This is a genomic window from Cryobacterium sp. M23, assembly GCF_002929655.1.
Classification (GTDB): Bacteria; Actinomycetota; Actinomycetes; order Actinomycetales; family Microbacteriaceae; genus Cryobacterium; species Cryobacterium sandaracinum.
In genome coordinates, this window is the sequence record NZ_PJJV01000074.1 from 60813 (window position 1) to 87301 (window position 26489).

Sequence of the window (26489 nt, forward strand, 5' to 3'; positions counted from 1 at the left end):
AGCTACCGCCGAAGCTCGAAGCTGGTTGCGCCGATCTTGACGGTGGTGTTCAGGGGGACCGGGGTCGGCACGGCCAAACGGTTGCCGTCCAGGAAGGTGCCGTTGGTCGAATCGAGATCCTGGATCATCCACTTGTCATGCCAGAGCATCAGACGCGCGTGGTGAGTGGACGTGTAGTCGTCACGGATGACGAGGCTCGAGTCGCCCGACCGCCCGATCGTGATCGAGTCGCCGGTGAGCGGGAACTCGGTGCCGGACTTCGGGCCGGAGGTGATCACGAGGCGGGTCGCGTTCTGGCTGGTGGCCTTGTCGTCCACGGCGGTGAACGCCGGGCTCGGCCGAGCCGTGAACTGCTCCGTCGGCGCGGAGGCCGCGGCGGCGGGAGGCTGGGTGGCGCTCGGCACGGGCGTGGCGCTCGGGAACGCGGCGGGCGCGCCGGCCGAGCCAACGACATCCGCCTGCATCTTGCGTGCGCGCTGGCCGAACAGGTCGCTGCGCAGGGCATAGACGATGCCGAAGATGAAGAGCCAGAGCACCAGCAGGAAGCCGAGGCGCAGCACCAGCAGGGTGAGCTCGCTGACGCTCATGCGGTGGGTCCCCAGAATCCGTCCATGTCGTGACGTTCGCGGCCGCCGTCGCGGCGACGCTTGGTCACCGGCTCGGAAGAGGATGCCTGCGCGATGACCCTGAAGACGATGCGGGTGCGGCCGATGGTGACGACGGAATCGGGCTCGAGGATGGCCTGCGTGACCGGTGAACCGTTGAGCTGGGAGCCGTTTGTCGAGCCGAGGTCGCGCACCTGGGCACGGGAGCCGTCCCAGAGGATCTCGACATGCCGGCGAGAGGTGCCGGAGTCGTCGATGGTGATGTCGGCGTCGCTCCCGCGCCCGATGACGGTGTGTGACTGCGTCAGGGGGTAGCGCTTGCCGTTGACCTCGACCACGGGGATCCAGGCGACGCTGCCCTTGATCGTGCTGGAGTCGATCTGGACCATGCCCTCACTGAGGCCGCGATCCGCGGACAGGGTGATCGAGACGCCGCCGGCGAACTGGTAACGCTGCTCGCGGCCGTGCAGCTGCACGAGTTCGGTGAGTTCGTCGAGGAGGGTCTGGCCAAGGGCGGACATGCGCTGGAAGTCGGCATGGCTCATTCGCACCGTGAAGCGATTGGGCGCGAGAATGCGATCGCGGGACACGACCGCTGCTTTTGTGTCGAGTTCGCGACGCAGCGCTGAGGTGATTTCAACCGGCTGCAGCCCCGACCTGAAGGTCTTGGCGAACGCACCGTTGACGGCGCGTTCGAGACCCTTTTCAAAACTATCCAGAATGCCCACAGGTCTCCCGATCCGATCCTTTCGGCTATGAGCATGTTACTTGTCCCAAGTGTTAACTCACCCGCCGGGCAATACCCGGTGAGGGTTGTCATCCTACGGGAGCCAGTCCGGGTCACCATGTCGAGCGCATATCGGGCGCGTGTTCAGGATGTTCGCCACGCCGTGCAGTCCTGTGTTCGCGCGGCCTGCCTGTCTCGAATGGCGTTGTGCCCTCGGAAAGTGCTAATCTGCCTAAGTTCGCGCGAGTGGCGGAATTGGCAGACGCGCTGGCTTCAGGTGCCAGTGTTCGAAAGGACGTGGGGGTTCAAGTCCCCCCTCGCGCACAGTGGGTGTTTCAGGAAATCTAGGAATGGTTTTCAGGAAATCCAGGCGAACAGGCCGGTTGAGCAGAAATGCTCAGCCGGCCTTCTGCTTTTAACGAGTCCGAGCGATTTCAGGAGCGGTTTCGCCGTTCGCCGCTCGGTAATTCGCGGGTTAGACGCCAATCAGCCTGCTGGTAGGCAGGCTGAAGCGTTCGGTGCGCGGGGTGACGTTCGGAATTGGCGGAGGTTCCCGCTACTGCGGCGGCGCCAGGGAGGGAAGTGCGCTGTGTTTATTCAGCGGTGTTCCGGTGGCTTCTTTGCGTCGGCGTTCTCGGGAGAGACTCTCGCCGCTGTCACGTTTCGCGGTCTTCACGAAGAAGTCGAATATCTTCCGCAGGTTCGATGACACGGCGGCGATGGTCGCCGCGAGGTAATTGAAGGCGAACTTCTGGAGGTGCTTCACAGCCAACCGGGGGTCCTGTTTCCGTTCGGCTGGGGCTCCGGCATCCATCGGGATGGTGACGGTCGCTGGTGTGACGGGTCTGGTGACGCGCTTGCCACTGGCACGGTCGATTGCCATGTAGGTGCCGGGAGTGGGAGTGAACACTCATCGCCGGGCCGGAGGCATGGGTTCGATATCCTAGGAACATTGAGATTTTTTAAGAAAAGACGAATAGCCCCTGTCTGCGAAATGGGGTTGCCTATGGCCAGCATTAAGGAATCGAAGGTGGCGGCACTGAGAGAACTGACGAAGACCAATCTGGATAAGCAGGGATTCGGAGGCCTCGATGATGAAGCCAAGTCTTGTTACGCATGGCCCCTACGATTCACACCGGCAGTGGGCACTGTCTTGATCGTTCTCGGATTGATTTTGCAGTCGCCTATCATTCTTGGATTGGGTGCAATCGTTCCTCTCACAGGGGCACTATTTCCCCGTGGCATGATTCTCGATCTGGTCTATAACTTGGTCGTTCGCCATATGTTTCGCGCTCCGGCGCTTCCCCCCACGCCGAGTCCACGACGGTTTTCCTACCTGCTGTCCACCGTGCTACTTGCAGGTGCGGCCTTGTCCTTCTATTTCGGATTATCAGCGCTGGGAATCGTGCTGGGAGGAATGGTCGCTCTCGGCGGCACAATTCTCACCACGACCCATTGGTGTCTCGGATCGTGGTTGTACAGACTAATTTTTCCTCACGCAGCAGCAAGGTGAAAAGGTCGGGTCCACGCCGCAGAACCACAGCTCGGTCGGATTGCCTCATCAGGAACTGTCAACGGCGTTATGGGAAGCTATCCGTTCGTGAGGCACCCGGCCGTCCCGTGACAACTCATGGTCGAACTAGCCAGCAATCGAGCTCGCCGCATCAGCGGTCGCTTTCTCTTCGGCAAGAACTTGGCGATCGCGGCCGCACGGGGTTTTCACGCCACGCCCACTGTCGCCCACGGCGACAATCGCCGTTAGCTCGCGCGCTCCGGAGGTTCGTGCTGATCCCAGCGCGACGAGCTCAGCACAGGAGCCACCCGTGAAATGCTAAACGTTGACGCCGACGTGGATATGTCCCGTGGCATCACAAACGGCAGCCCCGACTGTGTGTACCCCGCCTTCAACGTCCGCGTTGGCATCAATTGCCTCTTCCGCTTTCGCAATGAGTTCCAGGTCGTCACCGGTGAGTTGGCGCACATCCATGTTGTTGAGCGTATTGCGCACCGCACACTCCGTGCGCCGAGCGAGCGAGCGAACGATCATCGAAACGGGTGGGAAACTCGAGACATGGAAAAGCCGTGCGGGGACTGCCGTGCACCTCTACGAAAAGAATGGCTGGCGACCGCTGAGAGAGCCATTCCAGCATTCGCTGTTGGGACGTCCGTCGCAGACGTATGTGCTGGACCTAGATCTACCGGGTGCCCGATAGCCGGACGTTCACCGATCAAGGGTGACCGGCACGAACCGGGCGCGGCCAGGACTACGAGAAGCGCTGGCTGCATGCCGGGCCGGGGACACGCTTGTGGTCACCAAGCTCGACCGCCTTGCCCGGTCACTGCGCGACGCGAAAGACATCGTCGATGACCAGAAACTGCACCACACCGCACACGGGTGTAGGCGGTTCATGAAGGCGTTCCAGCTTTCGTGGCGCTCGCGGGCGCTACAGCGCGGTGGAGCCAGCAAAGGCGTGTCCCTCGATTCCACGAATTTTCAGAAGATTTTCGTCGAACGCCAGAGGATCGGCAAGATCATGCAGAAGAATCGCGAGGAACTACGCAACCAGCACACGGGGTCAGGCCGAAGTTTTGAGTTTTGCAATCAACCCACAGCGAACACGATGGGTTGATTGCCGTCCACCCAGTCGGACAGAAAGGCCCCCGAGAGATTGGGGGCCTTTTGTCGTTCCGGTGGTTTCAGCCCCGGTGGTCGAGCCCGTCGAGACCCGGTGACCCGTCCCGCCCTACAGGTTCGCCCGCTTGCTCGGCAGAGCGATCAGTGTCTGCTTCGGGTCAACCTCCACCGGTGGCCGCAGCCAATGCTGAGTTCCGGTGCGGCTGATCGTCCAATGCTGGTTGTGCAGCAGCAGATGGTGCGGATGACAGAGGAGTACCCCGTCGGCGAGGTCGGTGTAGCCGTTGCCTTTCAACCACTCGTTGATGTGGTGGGCTTTGCTCCAGGCCGGTGATCTGTCGCAGTCGATCCAGAGGCATCCGCCGTCACGCACGGCCATCGCGGCGCGCTGTTTCTCCGTGAAGAGTCGTTCGTCGCGGCCGACGTTGATGATCTGGCCGTTGTCGTCGAATTTGATGCCGCGGGTGCCGGTGTCGCAGAGCAACCGGTCGATGGTTTCCTGGGAGATGGGGAGAGGGTTGCCCTCGATCTGCCCGTGAGCGGCGGGTTCGGCCGGCCCGTGTTCGTTGACCTGCTCGGCCTGGCCTGCCTGGCCCGTCTTGAGCGCCTTCTCGGTCACGATCATGCGCACCGAGGGTCGGCGCCCGCCGAAGACCCGGCCCGGGTCGGCCTCGCCGGCGATCTTCAGTAGCTGCACCAGTGAGTCGGCGGCGATCTGTTCGGTCGTGCGGGGGTCGTCTTGCATCTTCTTGGCCCAGGCTGCCCGCTCCGGGTCGACGAACCGCACCCCGCCGCGGCGCGGGCCGATGATGGAGTCGAAGGTGGAGAGCACGAACTCGCCGTCTTCGGGCGCGAACAGCCCGTTCAGCCGCACTTTGCCGTCACGAAGCCGGTAGACCTGCAGGTAGCGGTCGTCGTAGGCCTGCTTCTCGCGGGCGGCGATGCCGGCCTCATCGAGCCGGTCGCGCATCCGTCTCGCCCGTTTGAAGACCTCGTCGGCATTCAGTGACGACGCCTCGGTGAGTAGCGCTTCGAGTGCCGCACCGAGCTTCTCGGCGGTGACCGCGGCGTCGATCTGGCCGAGCCCTGAGCGGATCGACTCGGCCGCGTCGACGGAGAGGGTTCCGGCGGTGACGGCCCGGGCGATCGGCGCCTGCCACGGCACCTTCGCCTCGAACTCGGCGACCTCGGCGGCATCCGCGTTGGGCGAGGAGAGCGCCGCCTCGACCTGCTTCTCGGCTGCTTCGGCATCAGCCATCATGGTGCCGACGGCGACCATTTTGTGGGCGTTGCCCTTCGAGGAGCCGGTCCACTTCTGGATGAGGGCCTCCGGCGAGAGAAACCCCTGCTGCGCCGCCAACCCGGAGTGGCCCAACTCCGGCCGGGACCGGCGGGCGATGGTGCCGGCCATCCACGCGGCGCGGGTGTCGAGCAGGCGGCGAGCCGCCGCGATCTGCTTCTGACCGGACAACACTGCGGCATCAGCCAGCGCCTCATAGTCGGCGCTCGAGGAGCCCAGCAGGGCGACGGCATCGGCCGCTTGCCTGAGGTCATCCGCGAGATCGATCATGATACGAGGATACCTCAAAGCGAACACAGAGTCGAGAGTCTGGCACTATTTGTCGACTCGATTCAGTGTTTATTTCGAAGATTTGTTCACAAGTTCAGAGAGCGGCTCACCGGGTCTCGACCAGCCCGACCACCGTGGATTCGACTGACGGGTTGGGGTGGGCGATCCGAGGGGGACATCCGTCGTCTACGCTCGGGCTATGTCCAGACCGGCGCGACCTGCTCCCCGTGACCTCGTGGTGGGGTGGCCCGACGTGCCGTCGGCGGGCGCCGTCGGCGAGGTGGCCCGTCAGTTCGCGGTGAACGTGCAGGCCGCAATCGGCGAGCGAAGCGTGCGCGCCGCGGCGCGCGATGCCGGGCTCGACCACACGACACTGCTCTCGGTGCTGCACGGGCGGTCCTGGCCGGACCTGGCGACCGTGGCCCGTCTGGAGAACGGTTTGGGTGTCGACCTGTGGCCGGGGCGCGTGGGCCCGCCGTAGGGCCGCCGATTGAGACCTGCGCCGCGAGGCGGGCAGGCCGGCCCGGCAGACGTCGAAGATACGTCTATCCGCAGCCTTGTGGATAACCCTGTGGACAGCAGCGTGAAATGTGGCTGTTGCCCGCATAATTACTGGAATGCCCGATGTGGATAACTACGCGTGAGACCTGTGGACGACTGCCATAATCGCCGTTTATTGCTGTCGGGAATGACGAGATGCCCAGCTCCGAATACCTCGAATACAGGTTCGAATTTCGGGTGCTCAGCGAATCTCGGTGAGGTAGGTCGTGTAGCCGGCGCTGCGCATTGCGGTGATGATCGGTTCGGTGCCGCCGGGTTCGGCGATAGCGATCATGGCGCCGCCGCCCCCGCCACCGGTCAGCTTCGCTCCGAGGGCGCCGGCGCGGCGGGCGATCGCCACGAGTGACTCGATCTCCGGGCTCGATACCTGTAGCGCGTTGAGCAGTCCCTGATTGATGTTCATCAGTTCGCCGAGCTCGGCGATGTCGCCGCGGCGGAGCGCGTCTACCCCGGCCAACACCAGCCCGTCGATCTGGCTGAAGATCGCGTCGTAGCGCGCGGGGTTGCGCTGCCAGGCGCTGCGCACGAGGCCCACGGTCTGCTTCGTCAGCGACTCCACCCCGGACAGCCCGATGACGATGGGGATCGGGTGGGGAGTGAAGATGTCGCGGATCGTGTGGCCGCCCGGGGCATCCGATCTCTGGAAAAGAACCGACCGGCCGAAGGTGGCGACGGTGTTGTCGATGCCCGACGGGGTGCCATGCACGATCTGTTCGCACTCGAAGGCGAGGCTCGAGACCTCGGCGTCGCTGATCGTCAGCTGGAAGCTGTCGGCGACGGCGCGGATCAATGCCACCGCGAACGCGGCGGAGGCACCCAGGCCGCTGGCGCGCGGCAGGTGAGAGAACACGTCGACCCGAAGGCCGGCGTCGGACACGCCGAGCCGGGTGACGATCAGCGCCGCCACCCGGTGCGAGAGGTCTGCTCGGATCGGTTCGCGCACCGAGCCGTCGACGTCCCAGTCGGCGATGACCGGTTTGCGGAGCGACGCCTGGCGGGTGACCTGCGCGCGCACCGACAGACCGATCGGCGCGGCGATCGCGTGGTAGCCGTAGACGACGGAATGCTCGCCCATCAGGATGATTTTGCCGTAGCCGAGGTGGGCATCCGGGCCGGGGGCGCCGGGGGTGAGGGCAGCAGCGCACGTGGCGGAAGCGCTGGGCGTAAGGGTGGCCGTGGGTGCGGGGTGAGCCGCGGGCAAGGCGACGGCGGCGGCGGTGCCGTACCCGGCAACCGGCGCGGCCGGCTCAATGGCCCGGTCGCCGTCGCTGCTCTCTTCGAGGGCCTGCATGATCTGGCGCGCCTTCCACACCTTGATCTCGCCGTCGGTAATGAGCCTCTCGACGACCTCCTCGAACCGGGCTCCACTGGCGCCGGCGGCAGCCGCCACGGCCCGCGCGTGCAGGCGCATGTGGCCGTGCTGGATGCCGTTGGTCGACAGGGCCTTGAGGGCGGCCAGATTTTGGGCCAGCCCCACGGCGGCCATCACCTCGGCCAGCTCGGCCGCTGAAGACACCCCGAGGATCGTGTGGGCGAGCCGTACGGCCGGGTTCGACTCCACCTGGCCGCCGACCGTGCCGACCTTCAACGGGATGGTCAGTTCGCCCACGAGATCGCCGGCGTCGTTCACGCTCCAGGTGGTGAGCGGGCCGTAGCCGTCGCCGCGGCCGGCGTAGGCGTGGGCCGCCGCCTCGATCGCCCGCCAGTCGTTGCCGGTGGCGAGGGCGACGGCGTCGATGCCGTTCATGATGCCCTTGTTGTGCGTGGTGGCCCGGTAGGGATCCATGGCCGCGAACTCGTTTGCGAGCACGATACCGTCGCGCACGCGTTCGCCGGGGAAGTCGGCGGTCTCGAGCAGCGCGTACGGGATCACGGCACGGGCGCGCACCAGGGCCCGGTCGGTGAGGTTGGAGAGGATGCGCAGGAACACGCGGCCGCCGCTGATCTCCTCGACCAGTGGGGCGAGCCGTTCGCACATCGAGTTGACGAGATTGGCGCCCATCGCATCGCGGGTGTCGACCAGCAGGTGCACGACGAGCAGTTCGCCGTTCTGCGCCGTCGCACCGCGCAGGAAGACCTCGATGCCGCGGGCGCCGCCGCCGCGCGCCACCATTTTCGGATGCCCGCTGTCGGCCAGCGCCACGAGCTCGTCGCCGCGCGCGAGCAGGTCAGCCCGGGCGCGCTCGGGGTCGATAAGGTCGACGACCTGGATCTGGCCGATCAGCAGCGGCTCGTCGGCGACGCTCGTGAACCCGCCGGCCTGGCGCACCAGCCGGGCCGCGGAGCTGACCGCGGCGACGATGGAGGGCTCTTCGACCACCATCGGCACCAGGTGGTCCCGGCCGTTGATCTGGAAGTTCAGGCCGAGTCCCATCGGCATTGAGAAGACGCCGATCACGTTCTCGATCAACCGGTCGGCGGCCGCCACGTCGAGGGCGGACGTTCCGTCTGCGAGGTGCGCGGCGGCATCCGTCGACAGGACACCACGTTGCCGGAGGAGCGCGATGCGTTCACTGACCGACAACTGGTAGAAGCGGGGGATGCGGGACCGGCTCATGACGCGGTGCCTCCCTGTAGGCCGGCGGCGAAGAAGCCGAGCGGGACGATGGCGGCCCCGGCCCGGGCGAGTGCCCTGGCGAGTCGCTCGGTGGGTTCTCCAGCGTAGCTAAAGGCCAGACCGACGTCTCCGCCGCCGGCCCCGCTGGTCTTGAAGATGCCGCCCTCGCGCCGGGCGAGGGCGTGCAGTTCACGGTGTCGCTCGCTCACGATGCCGGCCTGGGCATGCGCGTCGAGTTGGGTGAGTGCCGCGAAGTAGTCGGAGGCGAGGCGCAGGAAATCGGCCGGGCTGGCCAGCGCCGCCTCGGCCTGTTCGGCGAGGTGTTTCAGCCGGTCCAGGTCGGCCCGGTGCCGGGCGGGGTTCTCGGCGGCGTAGTCGGCCACGCGGCCCACCAGGCGGGTGGTCAGCGCACCCTCGCCGGTGACGACGGCCGAGATGCAGAGCTCCTCCGGCCAGCGCAGAGGCACCACTGCGGCACCCGGGGCATAGCGGATCAACCCGCCGTGCACGCTCGCGGCCACGTCTCCGCCGCTGCCGGCGCCGTTCTGCGCGCTGCGGTGGGCGGCGTGGGCCAGGCGGAACAGCTCGTTCCGGTCGAGCGTCAGGCCCAGGGCGCGGGCCAGGGCGTCGGTCAGGCCGGCGGCGGTGGCGGCGCTGGAACCGAGGCCGAGCTTGTGGCCGCCCCGGGACAGCGCGCTGCTGTCAATGGTGATGGCGAGCGGGGTCTGACTCTGCGGCAGCACCCGCGCCCGCAGCGCAGCGGCCTGCACGGCGACGCGCACCTGGTCGAAGACGCGGAGGTGGTCGCGCTGCTGGTCGGTGAGCCCGGCCGGGAGGGCGCCATCCGTGCCCAACACTAGGTTCCGGATGCCCAAATTGGACGCGCTGACCTGCCAGGAGCCCGTGGGTGACTCGTCGACCGTCACCTCTACGCGTCGGTCGACGGAGGTGAGCAGGGCCGGCGCGCCCTCGAGCACGGCGTACTCGCCCAGCAGGAAGAGCTTGCCGGGCGCGGACGCCCGGATCGTCGGCTTCGGCGGAGGCGTCGGCAGAGTCGTCGCCATGGTCATTCCAGCCGGCAGGCGGCCGGGCCGAGCGCGCTGATGCGCGCCTCGAGCACCCCGGGCACGAGCACCATCGCTCGCTGAACCGCGGCGGCGTCGCCGGGCAGGCAGAGCACCTTGACTTGCGGCCCGGCGTCGATGGTGAAATAGGCCGGCACGCCCTGGGCGCGAAGACCCGCCACGGCGTGCATCGCGGCGACGGTCGCGGCGTTCCAATAGATCAGTGCGGGTCGGGTCGTGAGCATCAGGGCGTGCAGTTTGAGGCAGTTGTACTCGGAGAGCTGCCCGAGCCGGGCGAAATCGCGGTCACGGATGGCGGAGCGCATCTCGTTGAGGTCGTCGTCGGCCGAGTCAAGCCAGGCCTGGTAGAACGGCGAGGAGGCCTTGCTCTCGTTCATGCCGATAGTGGAATTTATCGATTTCTCTCCGTGCTCGGTGATCGCCACGACGACCGCCAGCGGCCAGCCCGCCCGGTCGAGCAGCTCTTCCGCGTAGGCGTCCGATCCGTCGGCGGCGGTGCCGGCGTGCATCTCGGCGAAGCCGCCGAAGATCGAGCGGGCGGCCGAGCCCGAGCCGTGCCGGGCCAGGATCGACAGTTCGCGGTCGGCCAGGGTGAGGCCGGCGGCGCCGGACGCGGCAACCGCGAGGGCGGCGAAGCCGGATGCCGACGAGGCGAGGCCGGCCCCGGTCGGAAAGTTGTTCGTCGACGTCACGATGGCGTTCAGTCCGGCGACGGACAGGCCCATGCTGGCGGCATGCCCACGCACCAGGTCGAGAACGTGACTGATGCGCGTGGCCGGGATGCGGCATCCGGCCAGCCACAGTTCATCGGCGACCAGACCGGGCGTGAAGGTGACGCGGGTGTCGGTGTAGAGCGCGTCGAGCGTGACCGAGATGGAGCCGACCGCGGGCGTGTTCAGGGCGGCGTCGCGCTTGCCCCAGTATTTGACGAGGGCGATGTTGCTGTGCGCGCGGGCCACGGCGGTGGCGCCACCATCGATGGGTTGGTCCACAGTGGTGCTCCGATCGGGTTCACTCGATTTTAGTCGCTTCCCGGGGGGCCGCACCGCCGTGATCGGGTCGGTTCCGCCTGACGATCTGCTCCTGGTCACCACTTTCACCAACCGATCCGTTGATAATGGAGTGGTGCGTTTGAGACCCGGTGTGGGTGAACAACCACGCCAAACCTGAAGAGGGAACTGTTGACGCCTGGAATTAGTGGATTCTCCCTGTTCGTGCCGCCCTACCGGGTGCAGCTCGAAGCCTGGTGCGACTGGAACGACCAGCCGTGGGGGAAGGTCCGGAACGTCGTTGGACGCAGCTTCCGCATGCGCGGCCCGGGCCAGAGTGTCTACACGCTCGCGGCGAACGCGGTGTGGCGTTTGATCCGCGACTACGACATCGACCCCGGTCAGGTCGGCCTCCTGGCCCTCGGCACCGAATCCAGCAGCGACAACTCGGCCGGTGCGGTCATCGTCAAGGGCATGGTCAACGACGCCCTCACCGCCCATGGCATGCCGCTGCTCGCGCGCGACTGCGAGGTGCCCGAGTTCAAGCAGGCCTGCCTCGCCGGCGTCTACGGCATCAAGGCCGCCCTGCGCTACCTGGCGACGGATGGCGTGGGCCGCCAGGCCATCGTCGTCTCCGCCGACATCGCCGAATACGCTCGCGGCGGCAGCGGCGAGCCCACCCAAGGTGCAGGCGCCGTCGCTGTGCTCCTGGAAAGCGAGGCCCGACTGCTGGAAGTAAATCTGGCCGGGTCCGGCAGCGACTCCGACTACCGGGTGGCGGACTTCCGCAAGCCGTTCGCGCGCTTCCGCGGGCAGCCGCCCCGCGACGACGGGCAGATGCAGGACCTGCCCGTGTTCAATGGCCGGTACTCGACCAGCTGCTACATCGACGCCACCCACCACGCGATGACGGCCATGCTGGGAAAGCGCCCCGGCAATTCCCTCGATTACTTCAACGAGGTCGACCGGGTGTTCATGCACCGCCCGTACCACCAGATGCCGGCGACCGGCTGGGTGATGGCCTACCTGTTCACGCTCGCGGCCGACAAGGAATCGGGCCGCGACCAGCTGCGCGCGCACTGCGCGGATGCCGGGATCGACGCCGACCTCCTGCTCGCCGAGATGTGCGCACCCTCGCCGTTCCACGGAAACGGGGCCGACATCGGCGAGATCATCGGTGACGTCTTCCCGCTGTCCCGCCGCCTGCGCCAGCACCTGCGAAGCACCGAAGTCTGGAACACCCTGGTCAGCGAGAAGCTCGGCCTCGGCTCGGACGCCATGCGCGACCTGGGCAACCTCTACACGGCCGCCCTGCCGGCGTGGCTCGCATCCGGTCTGCAGCACGCACTGACGGAGGGCCTCGAGCTCGCCGGCCAGGAGTGGCTGGCGCTCGGCTACGGCAGCGGCGACGCCGCCGAGGCTCTCCCGATGCGGGTCGCCGAGGGTTGGCAGGCCGCCGCCGCACGCATCAACTTCGAGACCGCCCTGCACGGCCCGGTCGACCTGACCGAGGCGCAGTACATCGCGCTGCACGAGGGGCGCCCCGGTGACCTCGTGCCGGCCCCGGCCGAGGACCAGTTCGTCGTCGACCACCTCGGCACCGCGAACGGCCCCGACTTCTACGACCAGGGCATCGAGTATTACCGCTACGTGCCGCTTACCGCCTGACGTTCTCGTCGCCTGACGCGCGATTCAATCCCCTGAGCGCGTGAACCAATTCGACGGAAATTTTGCTCCAGAACCCGGTTTTTCGCACCGATCGGGGTGATCCCGGCAAAATCTCCGTCGAATTGGTGAGGTCGGCACCGTGAGCACGAGCGGCCCAGAAAGCCGAGCTGGCTGAGCGCCAGGCCGCTTTCCGGGAGTCGCAGAGGTCGTGCCGAAATCAACCCTGCACCTAGAGCGCAGATCCGAGTAAAGTCGGGCCATGAAACCCCGAATCCGACTCCTGTCCAGCGTCCTCGCCGCCATCCTCGCCGCCTCGGGCGTGCTTGCCGCCGGTGCTCTACCGGCATCCGCCGCACCCACGGCCCCGGCCAACAAGTACGTCGCCTTGGGCGACTCCTACGCGGCCGGGCAAGGCGGCGGTGGCTACGTGGACGGCTGCCTGCAGAGCCCGAACGGCTACCCCGCCCTTCTGGACGCGGTGAAGGGCACGAACCTGCTGCGCAACGTCAGTTGCAGCCTGGCCACCACCGGGACTGTGACCACCACGCAGCTGTCGTCCCTGAACCGGGGGACCACCCTGGTGACACTTACCGTGGGCGGCAACGATCTGAATGTGGCCGGCGTGGCGGCGGCGTGCGCGTCCGCGGATCCGGTCGCGTGCGGGAACGCCATCTCCACCGCCGGCGCCCTGATCTATTCCGGCGAGCTTACAGCCCGTCTGGCCGACACCTACGCGCGCGTCGCAGCGGCCGCCCCGAATGCCCACGTGGTCGTCACCGGCTACCCGCTGCTCTTTGCCCCCTCGGCTGACCCGCTGATCGCCCAGCTCAACGGGGCAACCATGCTGCTAAACCAGACCATCCAGGGCGTCGTAGCCCAGGCCCAGGCAATCCGACCGAACTCCAGCATCGAATACGTCGACGTGTCCGCGGCTTTCGCGGGCCACGGCATCGGAGACGTCGACTCGTGGGTCTACTTCGCCGGTCCGGATGCCTTCCACCCGACCCCCGCCGGCTACCAGGCCTACGCGGCGGCCATCCAGGCGGCGCTGTAACTCGGTAGCAGTCCCGGTTCCCGGCTCCCCGGGCACTGGCCTGCCGACGCCGCGAACGAATTCGACGGAGATTTTGACGAAAATCGACCTATTTCATGTGAAATGCGGTCACTATCGCGAAATCTCCGTCGAATTGGTTAGGGCCAGAGCGACGGACGAGGGGCCGGGGCCGGGGCTTGAAACGAGGGAGGGCCCCCGACGATGTGCCGGGGCCCTCCCCGCGGAAGCGAACTAGTCGTTCGGCTCCAGGAACTCGGTGGCGTGCGCGATCGTCGGGATCGAGGACGTGATGACGGTGCCGTCGGCCCGTCGCCCGCCCTCGACCAAGGTCCGAGAGGGTGCCCCCGGGTCGCGCGGGCCCTGGTGGGTCAGCGCGACCGTGATGGGCAGGCCCATCCGCACGATGACGGAAACACCGCGCACGGACAGCATGACGTCGACGCCCTCCTCGATCGTGAGGTTGACCTCGCTCTGACGCACGTCCACGCGCAGCCGGGTTCCCCGGAGCGTGACGCGGAAGGTCAGCGCCTCCCAGGTCTCAGGCAGTCGCGGGTCGAGGGTGATCTTGCCGCCGTGGTCGCGCATGCCGCCGAAGCCGTAGACGAGCGCGCTCCAGACACCGCCGGCGGATGCCACGTGAACGCCGTCCGCCGCGTTGTGGTGCAGATCGGCGAGGTCGACGAACAGGCCCGAGGTGAAGTATTTGAGCGCCAGCTCGTGGTAGCCGACCTCGGCCGCGATGATCGACTGCACGACGTCGGACAGCGTCGAGTCACCCGTGGTGATCGGGTCGTAGTAGTCGAAGTCGGCACGTTTCTGCTCCGGCGTGAACTGGTCACCCTGCAGCAGGAGGGCGAGCACGACATCCGCCTGCTTGAGCACCTGGAAGCGGTAGATCACGAGGGGGTGGTAGTGCAGCAGCAGCGGGCGGTTGGCGGGCGGCGTCTGCGAGAGGTCCCAACGTTCCTTCTCCAGGAACTGCGCGTCCTGCGGGTGGATGCCCAGGGTCTTGTCAAAGGGGATGTGCATTGCTTCCGCGGCGAACGACCACTCGATGATCTCGGCCTCGCCGAGTCCGAGGCGGGCGACCATGAAGTCGTAGGAGGCGATGTCGACCTCGCGCAGTCTGCGCACACTGGTGACCGCGTCCCGCAGGTTCGAGCGGGCCATGATGTTCGTGTAGAGGTTGTCGTTGACGACAGTCGTGTACTCGTCGGGCCCGGTGACGCCGTGGATGTGGAAGACGTCGTTGCCGTTGCCGCGCCAGAAGCCGAGGTCGGCCCACATGCGCGCCGTCTCCACCAGGATGTCGATGGCCTCGCGGGAGAGGAAGTCCTCATCGCCGGTGGCCGACACGTACTGGGTCAGCGCATAGGAGATGTCAGCGTCGATGTGATACTGCGCGGTGCCGGCGGCGTAGTACGCGGACGACTCCAGGCCGTTGATCGTGCGCCACGGGAACAGCGCGCCCAGCTGGTTCAGTTCGGTGGCGCGCACCCTGGCGTGCTCGAGCATCGCGTGCCGGAATCGCAGCGCGTTGCGCGCGGCGTTCGGCGACGTGTAGGTCAGGAAGGGGAGCACGTACACTTCCGTGTCCCAGAAATAGTGGCCGCCGTAGCCGGATCCGGACACGCCCTTCGCGGACACGCCCTGGCCGTCGGCTCGCATGGACGCCTGCGCAAGCTGGAAGAAGTTCCAGCGGGTGGCCTGCTGGAGGGCAGGCTGGCCGGCGAGTTCGACATCCGTGCGCGCCCAGAAAGCGGTGAGCCAGTCGCGCTGCTCGGCGACGTACTGCTCGGTTCCGGCTGCGACGGCGCGGTCGAGCGTGCGGTCGCACCGGTCGGCGAGCTCGTGCGTGGGCACGCCGGTGGAGGTGTGGTAGCTGAGGGTCTTGGTCAGTCGGATGGACTGGCCCTGCTTGGCCTTGATGCGGTAGACGTGCTTGGCGAGGTCGTCGCCGATGTGCGAGGCCTCGTCGTACTCATTGAGCGTCTCAAGCTGGTGGTCGGCGGCGCAGGCGATGGTCATGCCCGAGTTCGTGCAGCGGAAGCCGAGGATGTAGCGGCCCTCGGATGCCCGTTTGAAGCGGGGGCGCAGCACCCGGTCGGTGAACGACTCGGCCCTACGCGGGTCGAAGTCCTTGCCGTTGGTGGGCTTCGGGGCGTCGTACTCGCCGATGCCGTCCTGGCGGTTGAGGATCTGGCTGGAGATCACGACCGACGCGTCGGCGTCCAGCATGGTGACCTCGTACTCGAGGATCGCGAGGTGGCGTTCCGTGAACGACACCAGGCGGCGCGACTGGATCAGCACGCGCTTGCCCGAGGGCGTGCGCCATTCGAGGGAACGGGAGAGGATGCCGCCGGCGAAGTCGAGGCGGCGCTCATAGCTGAGCAGATCCGCGAGGGTCAGGACGAGCGGCTCGTCGTCGACGTAAATGCGAATGATCTTGGCATCCGGCGCGTTGACGATCGTCTGCCCGACGCGCGCGAAGCCGAAGGCCTCTTCCGCGTGCCGGATCTGCCAGGTCTCGTGGAACCCGTTGATGAACGTGCCGTGGGCGTGGCCGTCCCGGCCCTCGTCCACGTTGCCGCGCAGGCCGAGGTACCCGTTGCCGGTGGCGAACAGCGTCTCGGTGCGTCCCATGTCGTCACCGGAGAAGTCCTTCTCGACCAGGGCCCACTCGTCGATCGGAAATCGGTTGCGGTCGAGCGGGTCGTTCGTGTCGGTGATCCGGTTCATTCTCCGGCCTCCGTTTCGACGTTGGGGAGCAGCTCGTGCAGGTCGGGGACGACGACGTCGGCCCCGGCGTGGAGCAGGGTCTGCGTGCCCACGCCGCGGTCCACTCCGAGCACGAGGCCGAAGTTGCCGGCGCGGCCGGCCTGGATGCCCGAGTGCGCGTCTTCGACGACGACGCACTGGGCCGCATCGAGGCCGAGCAGTTCCGCGCCGAGCTCATAGGTGTCGGGGGCCGGCTTGCCGGCCAGGCCACGCTCGGCCGAGAGCAGGCCATCGACGACGATTTCGAAGCGTCCGCGAATGCCGGCTGCCGCGAGGGTCTTCTCCCCGTTGCGCGAGCTGGTGACGACGGCCACGGCGAGGCCGGCGGCCACGACGTAGTCGAGGAACTCGATCGATCCCGGGTAGGGCGTGACGCCACTTTCGGCGAGGGTCTCGTTGAAGGCCTCGTTCTTGCGGTTGCCGAGGCCGCAGACGGTGTTGCGCTCCGGGGCGTCCGTCGGGTCGCCGTCGGGCAGCTGGATGCCCCGGGAGGCGAGCAGCGACCGCACGCCGTCATAGCGGGGCTTGCCATCGATGTACTGGAAGTAGTCGGCGTCGCTGTAGGCGGGGCTCACTCCCTGGTCCTCGAGAAAGCGGGTGAACAGGCGCGACCAGGCGGCCATGTGAACATCGGCGGTGGGCGTGAGCACCCCGTCGAGGTCGAAGAGTACACCGCGCATGGACAGGAGCCGGGCGCGCGTTTCCGCGCGCGACAGGGGGAATCGCGTAGAAGTCATAACTGATGCCTTGCTTGGTAGGTCCTGAGACAGTGGGAGGTCTGATCGAAGCGGTCAAATGATCACGATCTCGATCGGGGGATCGACGTGATGTGCGCCAACGCGGCGAGGAATGCGATTGACGACGCTGCGGACCAGGGCTAGGACTGCATACGCCTGAATACTCCCCCCGATCCTATGCCCCCGAAGGCGTTGCGCCGATTTCTCTGGTTGCGCGGCCCTGATCCCCCGGTCTCCGGCGCGCCCGGAAAATCGGCCGATACTATTGACAGGATGAACCGCGAACGGAGCGCGCTCTCGGCCGCACCCGCGTCCGCGAATCGGTCGCGCTCCGTGCGGCTGGCGGGCCGGCGTTTCCGACAGCTCTTCTCGGTCACGGTCGCGGTGCTCGTCCTGCTGGTGGCGGGCCTCGCGATGGCCAACTTCAGCCAGGGCCCCCGCCTGGCCTCCGCCGAGATCAACCTCGACGCCGCCGTCACGCGTGGCAATGCGCGCCTGCTGCTCACCGCGAACCAGCCGCTGGCCGAGGTCCAAGCCGGCCAGGTGACGGTGTCCCCGGCTACAGAGGTCTCCGCTCGTGTCGCCGACCGCGCCCTGACGGTGGAGTTCGCCGGCATCCTGCGCTATAACACCGTCTATACGGTGACGGTGACGGATGTCGCGAGCATCACCCAGGACGCCACCGCCACCCTGGAATACGAGTTCACGACCCCGGACGCCGACATCTATGCGCTGCAGCGCGACAGCCGGGTGGACGACGCCGGCGCGAAGCGGCCCGACACCGTGCGCCGCACGACCCTGCAGGGCCGGGGCGACGGAGACATCGTGTTCAGCGCCCCGCGCATCCAGCAGTATGTCGCCCTGGAGAACCACCTCGCCGCCGTCACGCTCGCCGAAGACGACACGGCCACCCTCGAGGTGGTCTCGTTCGGGGGCGGGGACAACGTGCAGGTGCCCGTGCCGGGCGCGGGCGTGATCGAGAACCTGGCGGCCTCCCCGTCGAAAACCCTGATCGCGTACACCTTCACCAGCGCCCCGGAGACGGCGGGGCGCCGCTACGACCGCACCCCCTTCGTCTACGACCTGACCGAGTACTCGGGCCTCCCGGCCGAGGTCACCGGGGTGGACGGCCTGCCGATGACGGTGATGGACCTGCGCTTCGTGCCGGACAGCACCTCTCTCGTCGTGCAGAACGCCGGGCAGACCCTGTTCCTGATCGACATGCTCGGCGACGCCGTGCTGACCCCGTTGGGCGAGCACGACGAGATGCGCGGATTCGTTCCCGGCACCCGCGCGCTCGTCGTCGCCGACCCCGACCAAGGCTCGACGATCGACCTCGCCGACGGGGCCGTGACCACACTCGACCTCGCGCCCAGCCTGCTCGAAGCGAGCGCCTACCCCGGCAAGCTCGTGCTCCTCACCGAGCAGGGGCGCTACGCCCGCCTGTTTCTGCAGGAGACCGGCGACAGCAACGAGCTGGCTTCCCTGATCGCCGTCACCGACGCCGCCGACTCGAGCGTCGCGTTCACTCCCGCGTCGGACGCGTCGCGCGTGCGGGACTTCTGCGTCTCGCCGAACGGCCAGTACCTCGCGGTGGAGACGATCCCGGCGGCCGGCCTCGGCGACGACTACCCGACCCTGCCCGCGTTCTCGGGCATGACGACCACCCTGGTAGACCTCGACCGCGGCACCAGCAGCCGTAGCGTGTCCGGTTTTCTCCCTGATTGGTGCGGCTAACCGACGGATGCCCCCGCCAACCTCCTGCCGATGGCTTCCTGTCCCGAGCGCGACCGAGTCGAAACAGGACAAGATATACCCATGAGTCAGGCCATCGCCGCGCGGCCCTTCACCGCGCGCCGGAGGCCCGGCCGCGGCCTCTGCCGACACCGTGGCGGACACCTTCCGCGACTTCGTCACCCTGTCGATCAGCGTGGTGGTCGAGTCACTGCCGTTCGTCTTCCTCGGCATCGTGCTGTCGATCGTGGTGCAGACCTGGCTGCCGGAGGGGTTCCTGCTGCGGCGCCTGCCGAAGAACCCAGTCGCCCGGCGGGTCGTACTCTCGCTGCTGGGCATGCTGCTGCCGGTTTGCGAGTGCGGCAATGTGCCTCTGGTGCGCGGCCTGATCGCCAAGGGGCTGACGGTCGGCGAATCGATGACGTTACTCTTCGCGGCCCCGATCCTCAACCCGGTGACCTCGGTTGGGACAGTGGCATCCTGGTCTGGCGCATCGCCGGCGGATTCCTGATCGCCAACCTGATCTGCTACATCTACAGCCGGCACCTGAAACCCGAGTCCCTGCTCGCTCCCCGGTTTCAGGATGCCTGTGCACTCGGCGACCACCATGACGCGGCCGACGGGAAGATCAAGCGCAGCGCCGGTCTGTTCACGAAGGAGACCAGCGCGATGTTGCCGGCGCTCTTTATCGGCGCCGGACCGGCCGGGCTGATCCAGACCGCCGTCTCCCGCGAGGTGCTCGTGACGCTCGGCAGCCACCCGGTCTGGTCCGTGCTGGCGCTGATGGCCCTGGCCTTCGTGGTTTCGATCTGCTCCAACGTCGACGTCTTCTTCATCCTCTCGTTCGGTGCGACGTTCATGCCCGACGCCATCGTGGCCTTCCTGGTCTTCGGCCCGATGATCGACATCAAGATGCTGGCCCTGCTGCGCACGCCCTTCACGGCCAAGACCCTGATGCAACTCACCCTGATTGTGGCTCTCTGTTCCGCGGTTCTCGGATTGGCGATCAACTATGTCGTTTAGACGGCTCCTGCGGCGCTGGCAGGGCGCGCTCCTCAGCATCGTGGGCATTGTGGCCACGGTCTGGCTGGGGGTCAGCGGGCAGCTCGGGCTCTACATCCACCCCGGTACTTCGTGTTCACCATGGTGATGGCCGTGATCGCCGCCGCGCTGGTGGTGGCCGCATTCGCTCTCCTGCCCGCAGCCGAAAACGAGCACGAGCACGAGCTACCTGAGGGCGACGGAGGACGCTGGGCGTGGCTCTGGTCGGCCGGCAGCATCCTGATCATCGTCGCGGCCACCGTGGGCCTCCTGGTGTTGCCGCCGGCGACCCTGACCACGGCCACGGTCGCCAAGCGCGACCTGAACGGCTCGACCTCGCTCATCACGCAGAAAGAGGCGAGCGACCTCGTCGGCGGCGACTACTCGACCTTCACCGTGCGGGACTGGTCCTCGTTGCTGCGCCAAGGCGCCGGCGAGGACTTCTTCGCCGACAAGACCGCGACCGTGACCGGGTTCGTCACGCCCGACACGAGTGACCCCGAGAATGTGTTCTTCGTGGCCCGCTTCGTCGTGTCCTGCTGCGCGGTCGACGCGCAGCCGGTCGGCATCCCCGTCTACTACTCCGGCTGGCAGGACGAATTCCCGACCGACAGCTGGGTTGCCATCGAGAGCGGTCGACACCAACCCGAGCATCCGCAGCGAGGAGGCCATCGCCCTTGTTCCGAGCGAGATCACGCCCACGGACCAGCCCGCCCAGCCGTACGTCTACTGACGCCGGCAAGCTGATCGGGCCGCTCTGACGCCCGGTGCCCGCTGCATCCGTCGCTACGCAAACTCGGAGAAATTGCCGAAACGCCGGCTGGGTCACCCCACCTGATCTCGCGGCGTGTCGTGAAAATCCCCGAGTTTAGGCACCGACGACGGATGCCCGGAGTGCGCCGAGCTGCGTGGCACGTTCCCGGGTGATTCGGGCGCCGCCCGCGGGGCTCGGCGAGCTCGACCTCCGATCAGGCGGCCGAGGCATCCTTGGGGTCGGTGGCGGCGTCATCCGTGCCGAAGTGGTTGCTGCCCGCGGTCACGCCGGCGAGCCGCAGCCAGGTGTCGACCACGGTGTCGGGGTTCAGCGACACGGAGTCGATGCCCTCGGCGACGAGCCACTCGGCAAAGTCCGGGTGGTCGCTGGGGCCTTGACCGCAAATGCCCACATACTTGCCGCGGGCCTTGCAGGCCGCGATCGCCATGCTGAGCAGCTTCTTCACGGCCGGGTCGCGCTCGTCGAAGCCGCCGGCGACGATCGCCGAGTCGCGGTCGAGGCCGAGCGCCAGCTGCGTCATGTCGTTGGAGCCGATGGAGAACCCGTCGAAGTAGTCCAGGAACTCGTCGGCGAGCAGCGCATTGGCCGGCAACTCGCACATCATGACGATCTCAAGGCCGTTCTCCCCACGGCGCAGCCCGTTCTCGGCGAGCAGTTCAATAACGCCCGCGGCCTCGTCCAGGGTGCGCACGAAGGGGATCATCAGCTTGACGTTGGTCAGCCCCATCTCGTTTCGCACGAATGAGAGCGCCTCGCATTCGAGGTCGAAGCAGTCCCGGAACGAGGGCTCGAGGTAGCGGGACGCCCCGCGGAACCCGAGCATCGGGTTCTCTTCGTGCGGCTCGTAGGCCGGTCCGCCGATGAGGTTGGCGTACTCGTTGGACTTGAAATCGCTCATCCGCACGATCACGGTCTCCGGCGCGAAGGCGGCCGCGATCGTGGACACGCCCTCGGCCAGGCGCTTGATGTAGTAGTCGCGCGGGTTGCCGTAGGCGGCGATGCGGGTGTTGATCTCGCGGGCCACGTCGGCGGGCTGGTCGGCCAGGTTGAGCAAGGCCTTGGGGTGGATGCCGATCTGACGGTTGATGATGAATTCGAGTCGGGCGAGACCCACGCCGTGGTTGGGCAGCTGGGCGAACGTGAACGCCTGCTCCGGGGTGCCGACATTCATCATGACCTTCACCGGGGCTGGCGGCAGGGTGGTGAGCGCGGTCTCCTCGATGCCGAAGTCGAGCAGCCCTTCGTAGATCAGGCCCGCCTCACCCTCGGCGCAGGACACCGTGACTTCGAGGCCGTCGGAGAGGATGTCGGTGGCGGTCCCGGTGCCGACGACCGCGGGAATGCCGAGTTCGCGGGCGATGATCGCGGCATGGCAGGTGCGGCCGCCGCGGTTGGTCACGATGGCGCTGGCGCGCTTCATGATCGGTTCCCAGTCGGGGTCGGTCATGTCCGCGACGAGCACGTCGCCGGTGGCAAAGCTCGCCATCTGGTCGATGGACGAGAGGATGCGCACGCTTCCGGCGCCGATCCGCTGGCCGATGGCGCGGCCCTCGACCAAAACCTTACCGGTCTCGTTCATCTTGAACCGGCTCTGGGACACCGCGGTCGCTCGCGACTGCACCGTCTCCGGGCGGGCCTGCAGGATGTAGATGCCGCCGTCGATGCCGTCTTTGCCCCACTCGATGTCCATCGGGCGTCCGTAGTGCGCCTCGATCGAGAGGGCGTGGCGGGCCAGCTCCTCCACGTCGGCATCGGTGATGCTGAACAGGTTGCGCAGGTCGACCTCCACGGGAACGAAGTCGATCGTGCGGCCGATTTCACGGTTCTTCGTGAAGGTCATCTGCAGCGCCTTCTCGCCGAGGGTGCGCTTGAGGATGGCGGGACGGCCGGCCTCGAGTGCCGGCTTGTAGACGTAGAACTCGTCGGGGTTGACGGCGCCCTGCACGACGGCCTCGCCCAGACCGTAGGAGGAGGTGATGAAGACCGCGTCGCGGAAGCCGGATTCGGTGTCCATCGTGAACATGACCCCGGAGGAGCCGATGTCCGAGCGCACCATGCGCTGGATCCCGGCCGACAGCGCCACCTCGGCGTGCTCGAAATCGTGGTGCACCCGGTAGGCGATCGCCCGGTCGTTGTAGAGGGAGGCGAAGACATCTTTGATGGCCGGCAGGATGTTCTCGATTCCGCGCACATTCAGGAACGTCTCCTGCTGACCGGCGAAGGACGCATCCGGAAGGTCCTCGGCGGTGGCGCTGGAACGCACCGCCCAGGAAATGTCGTCGGAGCCGCCGTGCTTCAGGACCAGGGCCGCGTAGGCGGCCCGGATCTGGGACTCGAACTCGGGCAGGAAGGGCGTGTCACGCATCAGGCCGCGGATTTCCTTGCCGGCCGCTGCCAGCGCGGTGACGTCGTCGATGTCGAGGCCCCGCAGGCGCTCGATGATCCGCTGGTCCAAACCGGAATCGGACAGGAATCGGCGGTAGGAGTCCGCGGTGGTGGCGAACCCGTCGGGCACCTTGACGCCGGCCGACGTCAGATTCTGCACCATTTCGCCCAGGGAAGCGTTCTTGCCGCCCACCCGGTCCAGGTCCGTGAGTCCGATTTCGGAAAACCAGAGGATGTCTGTCGTCATGTGTTCTGCTCCCTTGCAGTGTGCGACCAGAGGTGAGGCCACGAGGTGAGGAGGCTCACCTCATGGATAAGCGCCCTGTTCCCATAGTGACAGGTCTATCCGGCCTGAGCGCGATTTGTTTACTTGATTGACATGTTCACTTGTCTGCGTTTTGAATGTGAGTCAGCGTTTGAGGTTCATTTGCTGCAGAATCATGGCCGACATCTCCTCCACGGACATGCTCGCCGAGTTGAGGAACGGGATTCCGTGGGAGGCATAGAGTCGCTCCGCACTGCGCAGCTCGAACCCGCACTGCCGCAGGGACGCGTAGGGCGAACCTTCCCGGCGCTGGGTGCGCACCTGGCTCAGGCGCAGGGGATTGGTGGTGAGCCCGAAGCACTTGTCCACGAACGGTCGCAGTGGCTTGGGGAGACCCTCCCGCTCGAAGTCCTCGTCGACGAGGGGAAAGTTCGCCGCGAAGATGCCGTGCTGCAGCGCCAGGTACATCGTGGTGGGGGTCTTGCCGCAGCGCGACGGGGCTACCAGGATCAGCTGCGCCTTCTCGAGCGCTCGCAGGCTCTGGCCGTCATCGTGCTCCATCGCGTACTCGACGGCCGTCATGCGGGACTGATAGCGGGCGGCGTTGCCGAGGCCGTGGGCGCGCCCTGGTTCGTTGCTGGCCTGCGTCGCCAGGGCCTCCTCGAGCTCGCCGAGATAGGTTCCGAGCAGGTCGATCAGGGTGGCCGTGCAGGTGCCGAGAGTGCGGCGGATGTCGCTGGTCACGGCCGTGGAGAACACGATCGGCTTCTGGCCGCGCTCCACCAGAGCGTCGATCAGGTCGACCACGGCCTGGGCCTGGTCCACATTCAGGATGAACGGGATCGTCGTGCGGTCGAACTCCACGGTGGGGAACTGGGACAGGAGGGTGCTCCCGAGCGTTTCCGCCGTGATTCCGGTGCTATCCGAGAGAAAGAAAACCGGGCATGGATCGTCAGTGGCCATACCTCATTGTGTACCTCCCGGCAGGCTCGGCGCGGATCGGTGCGCGCGTACTGAGCGCCGCAGTCGATTCCGCGAGTTGCCGTCGTCGCATCGTGCGCAGCAGACTTGAGTCTGGGGTTGCGACTGATTCGTCCGCCCGGTAGCTAAGGAACCCACCATGACTGAACCGAACGATGCACGCGTCGGCCTCTACATCGACTTCGACAACATCGTCGTCTCTCGCTATCAGCAACTACACGGACGAAATGCCTTCCAGCGCGATGGCATCCGGAATTTCGACAGATCGAGCGCGGATGCCGAGCCCGAGGTTACCGCGAAGCTGAACGCCGCGACGGTCGACTTCAACGCAATCATTGATTTCGCCGCGTCGTTCGGCACGCTGGTCGTCAATCGCGCGTATGCCGACTGGTCCGTGCCCGTGAATGCGAGCTACCAACGCCAGCTCATGTCCCGAGCGGTTGACCTCACCCAGCTATTCACCACGACCACGCGGGGAACGAAGAACGGGGCGGACATCCGTCTTGCCGTCGACGTGGTCGAAGACCTCTTCCGGCTGCCCGACCTCACCCACGTCATCATCGTCGCCGGTGACTCGGATTACATCGCCCTCGCCCAGAAGTCGAAACGCCTCGGTCGCTTCGTGGTGGGCATCGGAGTGGCCGGGTCGACCAGCACCTCCCTCGCGGCTGCGTGCGACGAATTCGAGGACTATGACTCTCTCCCCGGCATAGCGAAGGTCGCCGCCGCCGCGCCCGCCCCCGTGGCGCTCGTGCAGAAGCCCCCGTCGGGCAGGAAGGCCGCAGAACCCGCGACCGTGCCACCCAAGACGGTGCCCGTCAAAGCCCGCACCTTGACGACGATCCCGATGTTCTCGCACACCATCAGTTCGCAATTCGACGAGCCGGAGCCGGAACCGGCCGAGGACATCGACCCTCAGACAATCGCGTCGGAGCTCCTCGTGCGTGCCCTGCAGATCGGGCACGCAAAGGGCGACGACGACGAGTGGCTGAACACCGGCACGGTGAAGAACCAGATGCGCCGGATGGACCCCTCGTTCAACGAAAAACCGCTCGGCTTCCGTTCCTTCACCGACTTCCTCTCCTCGCGCAGCGAGGTGGCCGAGCTGCAGGAAGATGGCCCGCATCGGCTCATCCGTCTGCGCCCGGAGGCGAACGCGGGACGCTGAGTCGGTCCGTGCGGTCCGGCGCCGACATCACACCGGACACAGGAACACATTATGAGCAACACTCCCAACACTGGCCGCGTCGCTCGCGTTTCGACCGAGACGAAGGCTGCTTTCAAGACGACCGAATTCATCGCCTACATGCTGATTCTCGTCATGCGTTCATCGCTTCCGCCTTGGTCGATAACGGGCACGACGGGCAGGGTTTCGGGGCCAGCTCCGTCTGGCTGTCCGCCACGCTCCTCACCATCGGTTACATGATTAGCCGCGGCCTGGCCAAATCGGGAAGCCGTGAGAACTACGACCGTGACGAGCGTGACAACCGCCGCTAACTGACTCGGTGCACGGACCGGATCTGCCCTTGACGCGGCGTCCGTACAGAAGGTCCCCTACGCTTCGCGCAGGGGGCCTTCTGCTCAATGCAGGGCGCTGGAGCGTCCCGAACAACACCCGCCGTGGCTTCGAGGCCAGGGATATCGCCGATGTCGGCGACGGTGAAGAAGAGGAGGCACGTCGTTTTCCCGTCCCGCAGCCGCCGGAAGTGGGCATCAAGGGAACTGTGGAAAAAAACGGGGACGCAGAGGCAACAGCGAAGGACTTCGATGCCATGATGGGCGACATCGACGTGGGACTCGGACAATAATCATGGGCGAATTTGTCTACGGAAATTCCTCTGTCGTTGTCGAGTTCGATGATCGGGTTCTCGCGCACCTCAAGATCGTCATCCTCGCCAAGGTGCGTCGAGGGGAGAGCTTCTCTTTCTCCTGGGAGTACACGGCGGCGGCTGGCAGCGGCCACAGCTCCATCTGGATCCACCCCACCATCTCGTTGCAGTTCAACTTTCAGGGCAGCAAAGAACCTCTCCTGAACCGGGCATGGGTGGAGGAACTCGTCCGCATCTCAAGCACACCCGCCGGTCTGCGCGTCACCCCAGAGCCGCCCCAACCAAGGGAAGTGCGACTCTGATTCTCAGAGCGGTCGCGAGAGCCGATCGGCCGTGATTTGTTCAAAGGAGTTCGCTGACCGCCACGAAAAAGCCCCGGCTTCACCGCGCCTGGGGGGAGGCGAGGAATCTGCCGGGGCCGATTCGTTTGGAGTGGGGGAACTCCATCGACCACGGTACGGCGGATGGGCTGAATTTCGGCTGGACGAGCCCCCATGTCGGCACAAAACCGGC

The 26489-nt window shown here is 66.6% G+C and carries 25 protein-coding genes and 1 tRNA gene; 14 read left to right on the plus strand and 12 right to left on the minus strand.

The window, feature by feature from the left end; all coding sequences use genetic code 11:
• Positions 1-2: 2 nt before the first annotated feature.
• Positions 3-587, minus strand: coding sequence for an FHA domain-containing protein (locus tag CXY82_RS10785; protein ID WP_104170935.1), 585 nt, complete (start codon positions 585-587; stop codon positions 3-5).
• Positions 584-1333, minus strand: a complete 750-nt coding sequence (locus tag CXY82_RS10790) for a DUF3662 and FHA domain-containing protein (RefSeq protein WP_104170936.1) — start codon at positions 1331-1333, stop codon at positions 584-586. The genes CXY82_RS10785 and CXY82_RS10790 overlap by 4 nt, the downstream gene beginning before the upstream one ends.
• A gap of 239 nt (positions 1334-1572) precedes the next feature.
• Here CXY82_RS10790 and CXY82_RS10795 point away from each other — a divergent pair.
• Positions 1573-1656, plus strand: a tRNA-Leu gene (locus CXY82_RS10795).
• A gap of 232 nt (positions 1657-1888) precedes the next feature.
• On the opposite strand, the gene CXY82_RS10800 is transcribed toward CXY82_RS10795, so the two are convergent.
• Positions 1889-2242: a hypothetical protein gene (locus CXY82_RS10800; protein WP_104170937.1), complete on the minus strand. Its 354-nt coding sequence runs from the start codon at positions 2240-2242 to the stop codon at positions 1889-1891.
• Positions 2243-2338: 96 nt separating this feature from the next.
• Here CXY82_RS10800 and CXY82_RS10805 point away from each other — a divergent pair, with 96 nt between their 5' ends.
• Positions 2339-2845: a DUF4395 domain-containing protein gene (locus tag CXY82_RS10805; protein ID WP_158252174.1), complete on the plus strand. Its 507-nt coding sequence runs from the start codon at positions 2339-2341 to the stop codon at positions 2843-2845.
• Positions 2846-3163: 318 nt separating this feature from the next.
• Here CXY82_RS10805 and CXY82_RS17335 read toward each other — a convergent pair whose 3' ends face one another.
• A complete protein-coding gene (locus CXY82_RS17335) occupies positions 3164-3340 on the minus strand; it encodes a hypothetical protein (protein ID WP_158252175.1) in 177 nt (58 codons plus the stop codon).
• A gap of 226 nt (positions 3341-3566) precedes the next feature.
• Here CXY82_RS17335 and CXY82_RS18600 point away from each other — a divergent pair, with 226 nt between their 5' ends.
• A complete protein-coding gene (locus tag CXY82_RS18600) occupies positions 3567-3962 on the plus strand; it encodes a recombinase family protein (protein ID WP_199180936.1) in 396 nt (131 codons plus the stop codon).
• 114 nt (positions 3963-4076) lie between these two features.
• Here CXY82_RS18600 and CXY82_RS10820 read toward each other — a convergent pair whose 3' ends face one another.
• Complete coding sequence (locus CXY82_RS10820; RefSeq protein WP_104170940.1) at positions 4077-5537, minus strand: DUF222 domain-containing protein; 1461 nt, start codon at positions 5535-5537, stop codon at positions 4077-4079.
• 199 nt (positions 5538-5736) lie between these two features.
• On the opposite strand from CXY82_RS10820, the gene CXY82_RS10825 reads away from it, so the two are divergent.
• Positions 5737-6018, plus strand: a complete 282-nt coding sequence (locus tag CXY82_RS10825) for a helix-turn-helix transcriptional regulator (RefSeq protein WP_134342752.1) — start codon at positions 5737-5739, stop codon at positions 6016-6018.
• Between the two features lie 261 nt (positions 6019-6279).
• Here CXY82_RS10825 and CXY82_RS18380 read toward each other — a convergent pair whose 3' ends face one another.
• Genes CXY82_RS18380 through mvaD form a run of 3 tightly spaced genes read right to left on the minus strand, consistent with a single transcriptional unit; the run spans position 6280 to position 10732 of the window.
• Positions 6280-8655, minus strand: a complete 2376-nt coding sequence (locus CXY82_RS18380; RefSeq protein WP_104170942.1) for a hydroxymethylglutaryl-CoA reductase, degradative — start codon at positions 8653-8655, stop codon at positions 6280-6282.
• Positions 8652-9719, minus strand: coding sequence for a mevalonate kinase (locus tag CXY82_RS10835; RefSeq protein ID WP_104170943.1), 1068 nt, complete (start codon positions 9717-9719; stop codon positions 8652-8654). The genes CXY82_RS18380 and CXY82_RS10835 overlap by 4 nt, the downstream gene beginning before the upstream one ends.
• Positions 9720-9721: 2 nt before the next feature.
• Positions 9722-10732, minus strand: coding sequence for a diphosphomevalonate decarboxylase (mvaD, locus tag CXY82_RS10840; RefSeq protein ID WP_233199295.1), 1011 nt, complete (start codon positions 10730-10732; stop codon positions 9722-9724).
• A 189-nt stretch (positions 10733-10921) separates the two neighbouring features.
• Between mvaD and CXY82_RS10845 the strand changes: the two genes are divergently transcribed.
• Positions 10922-12397 carry a hydroxymethylglutaryl-CoA synthase family protein gene (locus CXY82_RS10845; protein ID WP_104170944.1) on the plus strand — a complete coding sequence of 492 codons (1476 nt, stop codon included), beginning with the start codon at positions 10922-10924 and terminating at the stop codon, positions 12395-12397.
• A gap of 259 nt (positions 12398-12656) precedes the next feature.
• On the plus strand, positions 12657-13451 hold the full coding sequence (locus tag CXY82_RS10850) for a GDSL-type esterase/lipase family protein (protein WP_104170945.1): 795 nt from the start codon (positions 12657-12659) through the stop codon (positions 13449-13451).
• 231 nt (positions 13452-13682) lie between these two features.
• Here the strand turns inward: CXY82_RS10850 and CXY82_RS10855 are convergent, their stop codons facing one another.
• A complete protein-coding gene (locus tag CXY82_RS10855; RefSeq protein ID WP_104170946.1) occupies positions 13683-16190 on the minus strand; it encodes a glycoside hydrolase family 65 protein in 2508 nt (835 codons plus the stop codon).
• Positions 16187-16966: an HAD family phosphatase gene (locus CXY82_RS10860; protein WP_166786534.1), complete on the minus strand. Its 780-nt coding sequence runs from the start codon at positions 16964-16966 to the stop codon at positions 16187-16189. The genes CXY82_RS10855 and CXY82_RS10860 overlap by 4 nt, the downstream gene beginning before the upstream one ends.
• A gap of 273 nt (positions 16967-17239) precedes the next feature.
• Here CXY82_RS10860 and CXY82_RS10865 point away from each other — a divergent pair, with 273 nt between their 5' ends.
• From CXY82_RS10865 to CXY82_RS10875, 4 genes are all read left to right on the plus strand, one after another.
• A complete protein-coding gene (locus CXY82_RS10865; RefSeq protein WP_104170948.1) occupies positions 17240-18703 on the plus strand; it encodes a hypothetical protein in 1464 nt (487 codons plus the stop codon).
• A 151-nt stretch (positions 18704-18854) separates the two neighbouring features.
• Positions 18855-19211 (plus strand): permease, encoded by a 357-nt coding sequence (locus CXY82_RS18310; protein WP_255408582.1) that lies wholly within the window; start codon positions 18855-18857, stop codon positions 19209-19211.
• Between the two features lie 20 nt (positions 19212-19231).
• Positions 19232-19723, plus strand: a complete 492-nt coding sequence (locus CXY82_RS18315) for a permease (RefSeq protein ID WP_255408586.1) — start codon at positions 19232-19234, stop codon at positions 19721-19723.
• A 111-nt stretch (positions 19724-19834) separates the two neighbouring features.
• Positions 19835-20488: a TIGR03943 family protein gene (locus tag CXY82_RS10875; protein WP_104170949.1), complete on the plus strand. Its 654-nt coding sequence runs from the start codon at positions 19835-19837 to the stop codon at positions 20486-20488.
• A 221-nt stretch (positions 20489-20709) separates the two neighbouring features.
• On the opposite strand, the gene ppsA is transcribed toward CXY82_RS10875, so the two are convergent.
• Both ppsA and CXY82_RS10885 read right to left on the minus strand, forming a co-directional pair.
• Positions 20710-23148, minus strand: a complete 2439-nt coding sequence (gene ppsA, locus CXY82_RS10880) for a phosphoenolpyruvate synthase (protein ID WP_104170950.1) — start codon at positions 23146-23148, stop codon at positions 20710-20712.
• A 162-nt stretch (positions 23149-23310) separates the two neighbouring features.
• Positions 23311-24129 (minus strand): pyruvate, water dikinase regulatory protein, encoded by an 819-nt coding sequence (locus CXY82_RS10885; protein WP_104170951.1) that lies wholly within the window; start codon positions 24127-24129, stop codon positions 23311-23313.
• A 157-nt stretch (positions 24130-24286) separates the two neighbouring features.
• On the opposite strand from CXY82_RS10885, the gene CXY82_RS10890 reads away from it, so the two are divergent.
• The 4 genes from CXY82_RS10890 (at position 24287) to CXY82_RS10895 (ending at position 26278) form a co-directional block, all read left to right on the plus strand.
• Positions 24287-25315 (plus strand): NYN domain-containing protein, encoded by a 1029-nt coding sequence (locus CXY82_RS10890; protein WP_104170952.1) that lies wholly within the window; start codon positions 24287-24289, stop codon positions 25313-25315.
• A gap of 173 nt (positions 25316-25488) precedes the next feature.
• Complete coding sequence (locus tag CXY82_RS17340) at positions 25489-25644, plus strand: hypothetical protein (protein WP_158252176.1); 156 nt, start codon at positions 25489-25491, stop codon at positions 25642-25644.
• Positions 25645-25673: 29 nt separating this feature from the next.
• Positions 25674-25955 (plus strand): hypothetical protein, encoded by a 282-nt coding sequence (locus tag CXY82_RS17055; protein WP_134542431.1) that lies wholly within the window; start codon positions 25674-25676, stop codon positions 25953-25955.
• A 2-nt stretch (positions 25956-25957) separates the two neighbouring features.
• The gene (locus CXY82_RS10895; RefSeq protein ID WP_104170953.1) at positions 25958-26278 is read left to right on the plus strand and encodes an ATP-dependent DNA ligase; all 321 of its coding nucleotides are present in this window, start codon (positions 25958-25960) and stop codon (positions 26276-26278) included.
• Positions 26279-26489 lie beyond the last annotated feature (211 nt).

Bases quoted from the DNA above. Each gene is read 5' to 3' on its own strand.
- CXY82_RS18380 (WP_104170942.1), bottom strand. From the start codon at position 8,655: ATGAGCCGGTCCCGCATCCCCCGCTTCTACCAGTTGTCGGTCAGTGAA.
- CXY82_RS10825 (WP_134342752.1), top strand. From the start codon at position 5,737: ATGTCCAGACCGGCGCGACCTGCTCCCCGTGACCTCGTGGTGGGGTGG.
- CXY82_RS10805 (WP_158252174.1), top strand. From the start codon at position 2,339: ATGGCCAGCATTAAGGAATCGAAGGTGGCGGCACTGAGAGAACTGACG.
- CXY82_RS10820 (WP_104170940.1), bottom strand. From the start codon at position 5,537: ATGATCGATCTCGCGGATGACCTCAGGCAAGCGGCCGATGCCGTCGCC.
- ppsA (WP_104170950.1), bottom strand. From the start codon at position 23,148: ATGACGACAGACATCCTCTGGTTTTCCGAAATCGGACTCACGGACCTG.
- CXY82_RS10860 (WP_166786534.1), bottom strand. From the start codon at position 16,966: ATGACTTCTACGCGATTCCCCCTGTCGCGCGCGGAAACGCGCGCCCGG.
- CXY82_RS10850 (WP_104170945.1), top strand. From the start codon at position 12,657: ATGAAACCCCGAATCCGACTCCTGTCCAGCGTCCTCGCCGCCATCCTC.
- CXY82_RS10865 (WP_104170948.1), top strand. From the start codon at position 17,240: ATGAACCGCGAACGGAGCGCGCTCTCGGCCGCACCCGCGTCCGCGAAT.
- CXY82_RS10835 (WP_104170943.1), bottom strand. From the start codon at position 9,719: ATGGCGACGACTCTGCCGACGCCTCCGCCGAAGCCGACGATCCGGGCG.
- CXY82_RS10885 (WP_104170951.1), bottom strand. From the start codon at position 24,129: ATGGCCACTGACGATCCATGCCCGGTTTTCTTTCTCTCGGATAGCACC.
- CXY82_RS10895 (WP_104170953.1), top strand. From the start codon at position 25,958: ATGGGCGAATTTGTCTACGGAAATTCCTCTGTCGTTGTCGAGTTCGAT.
- CXY82_RS10785 (WP_104170935.1), bottom strand. From the start codon at position 587: ATGAGCGTCAGCGAGCTCACCCTGCTGGTGCTGCGCCTCGGCTTCCTG.
- CXY82_RS10890 (WP_104170952.1), top strand. From the start codon at position 24,287: ATGACTGAACCGAACGATGCACGCGTCGGCCTCTACATCGACTTCGAC.
- CXY82_RS10855 (WP_104170946.1), bottom strand. From the start codon at position 16,190: ATGAACCGGATCACCGACACGAACGACCCGCTCGACCGCAACCGATTT.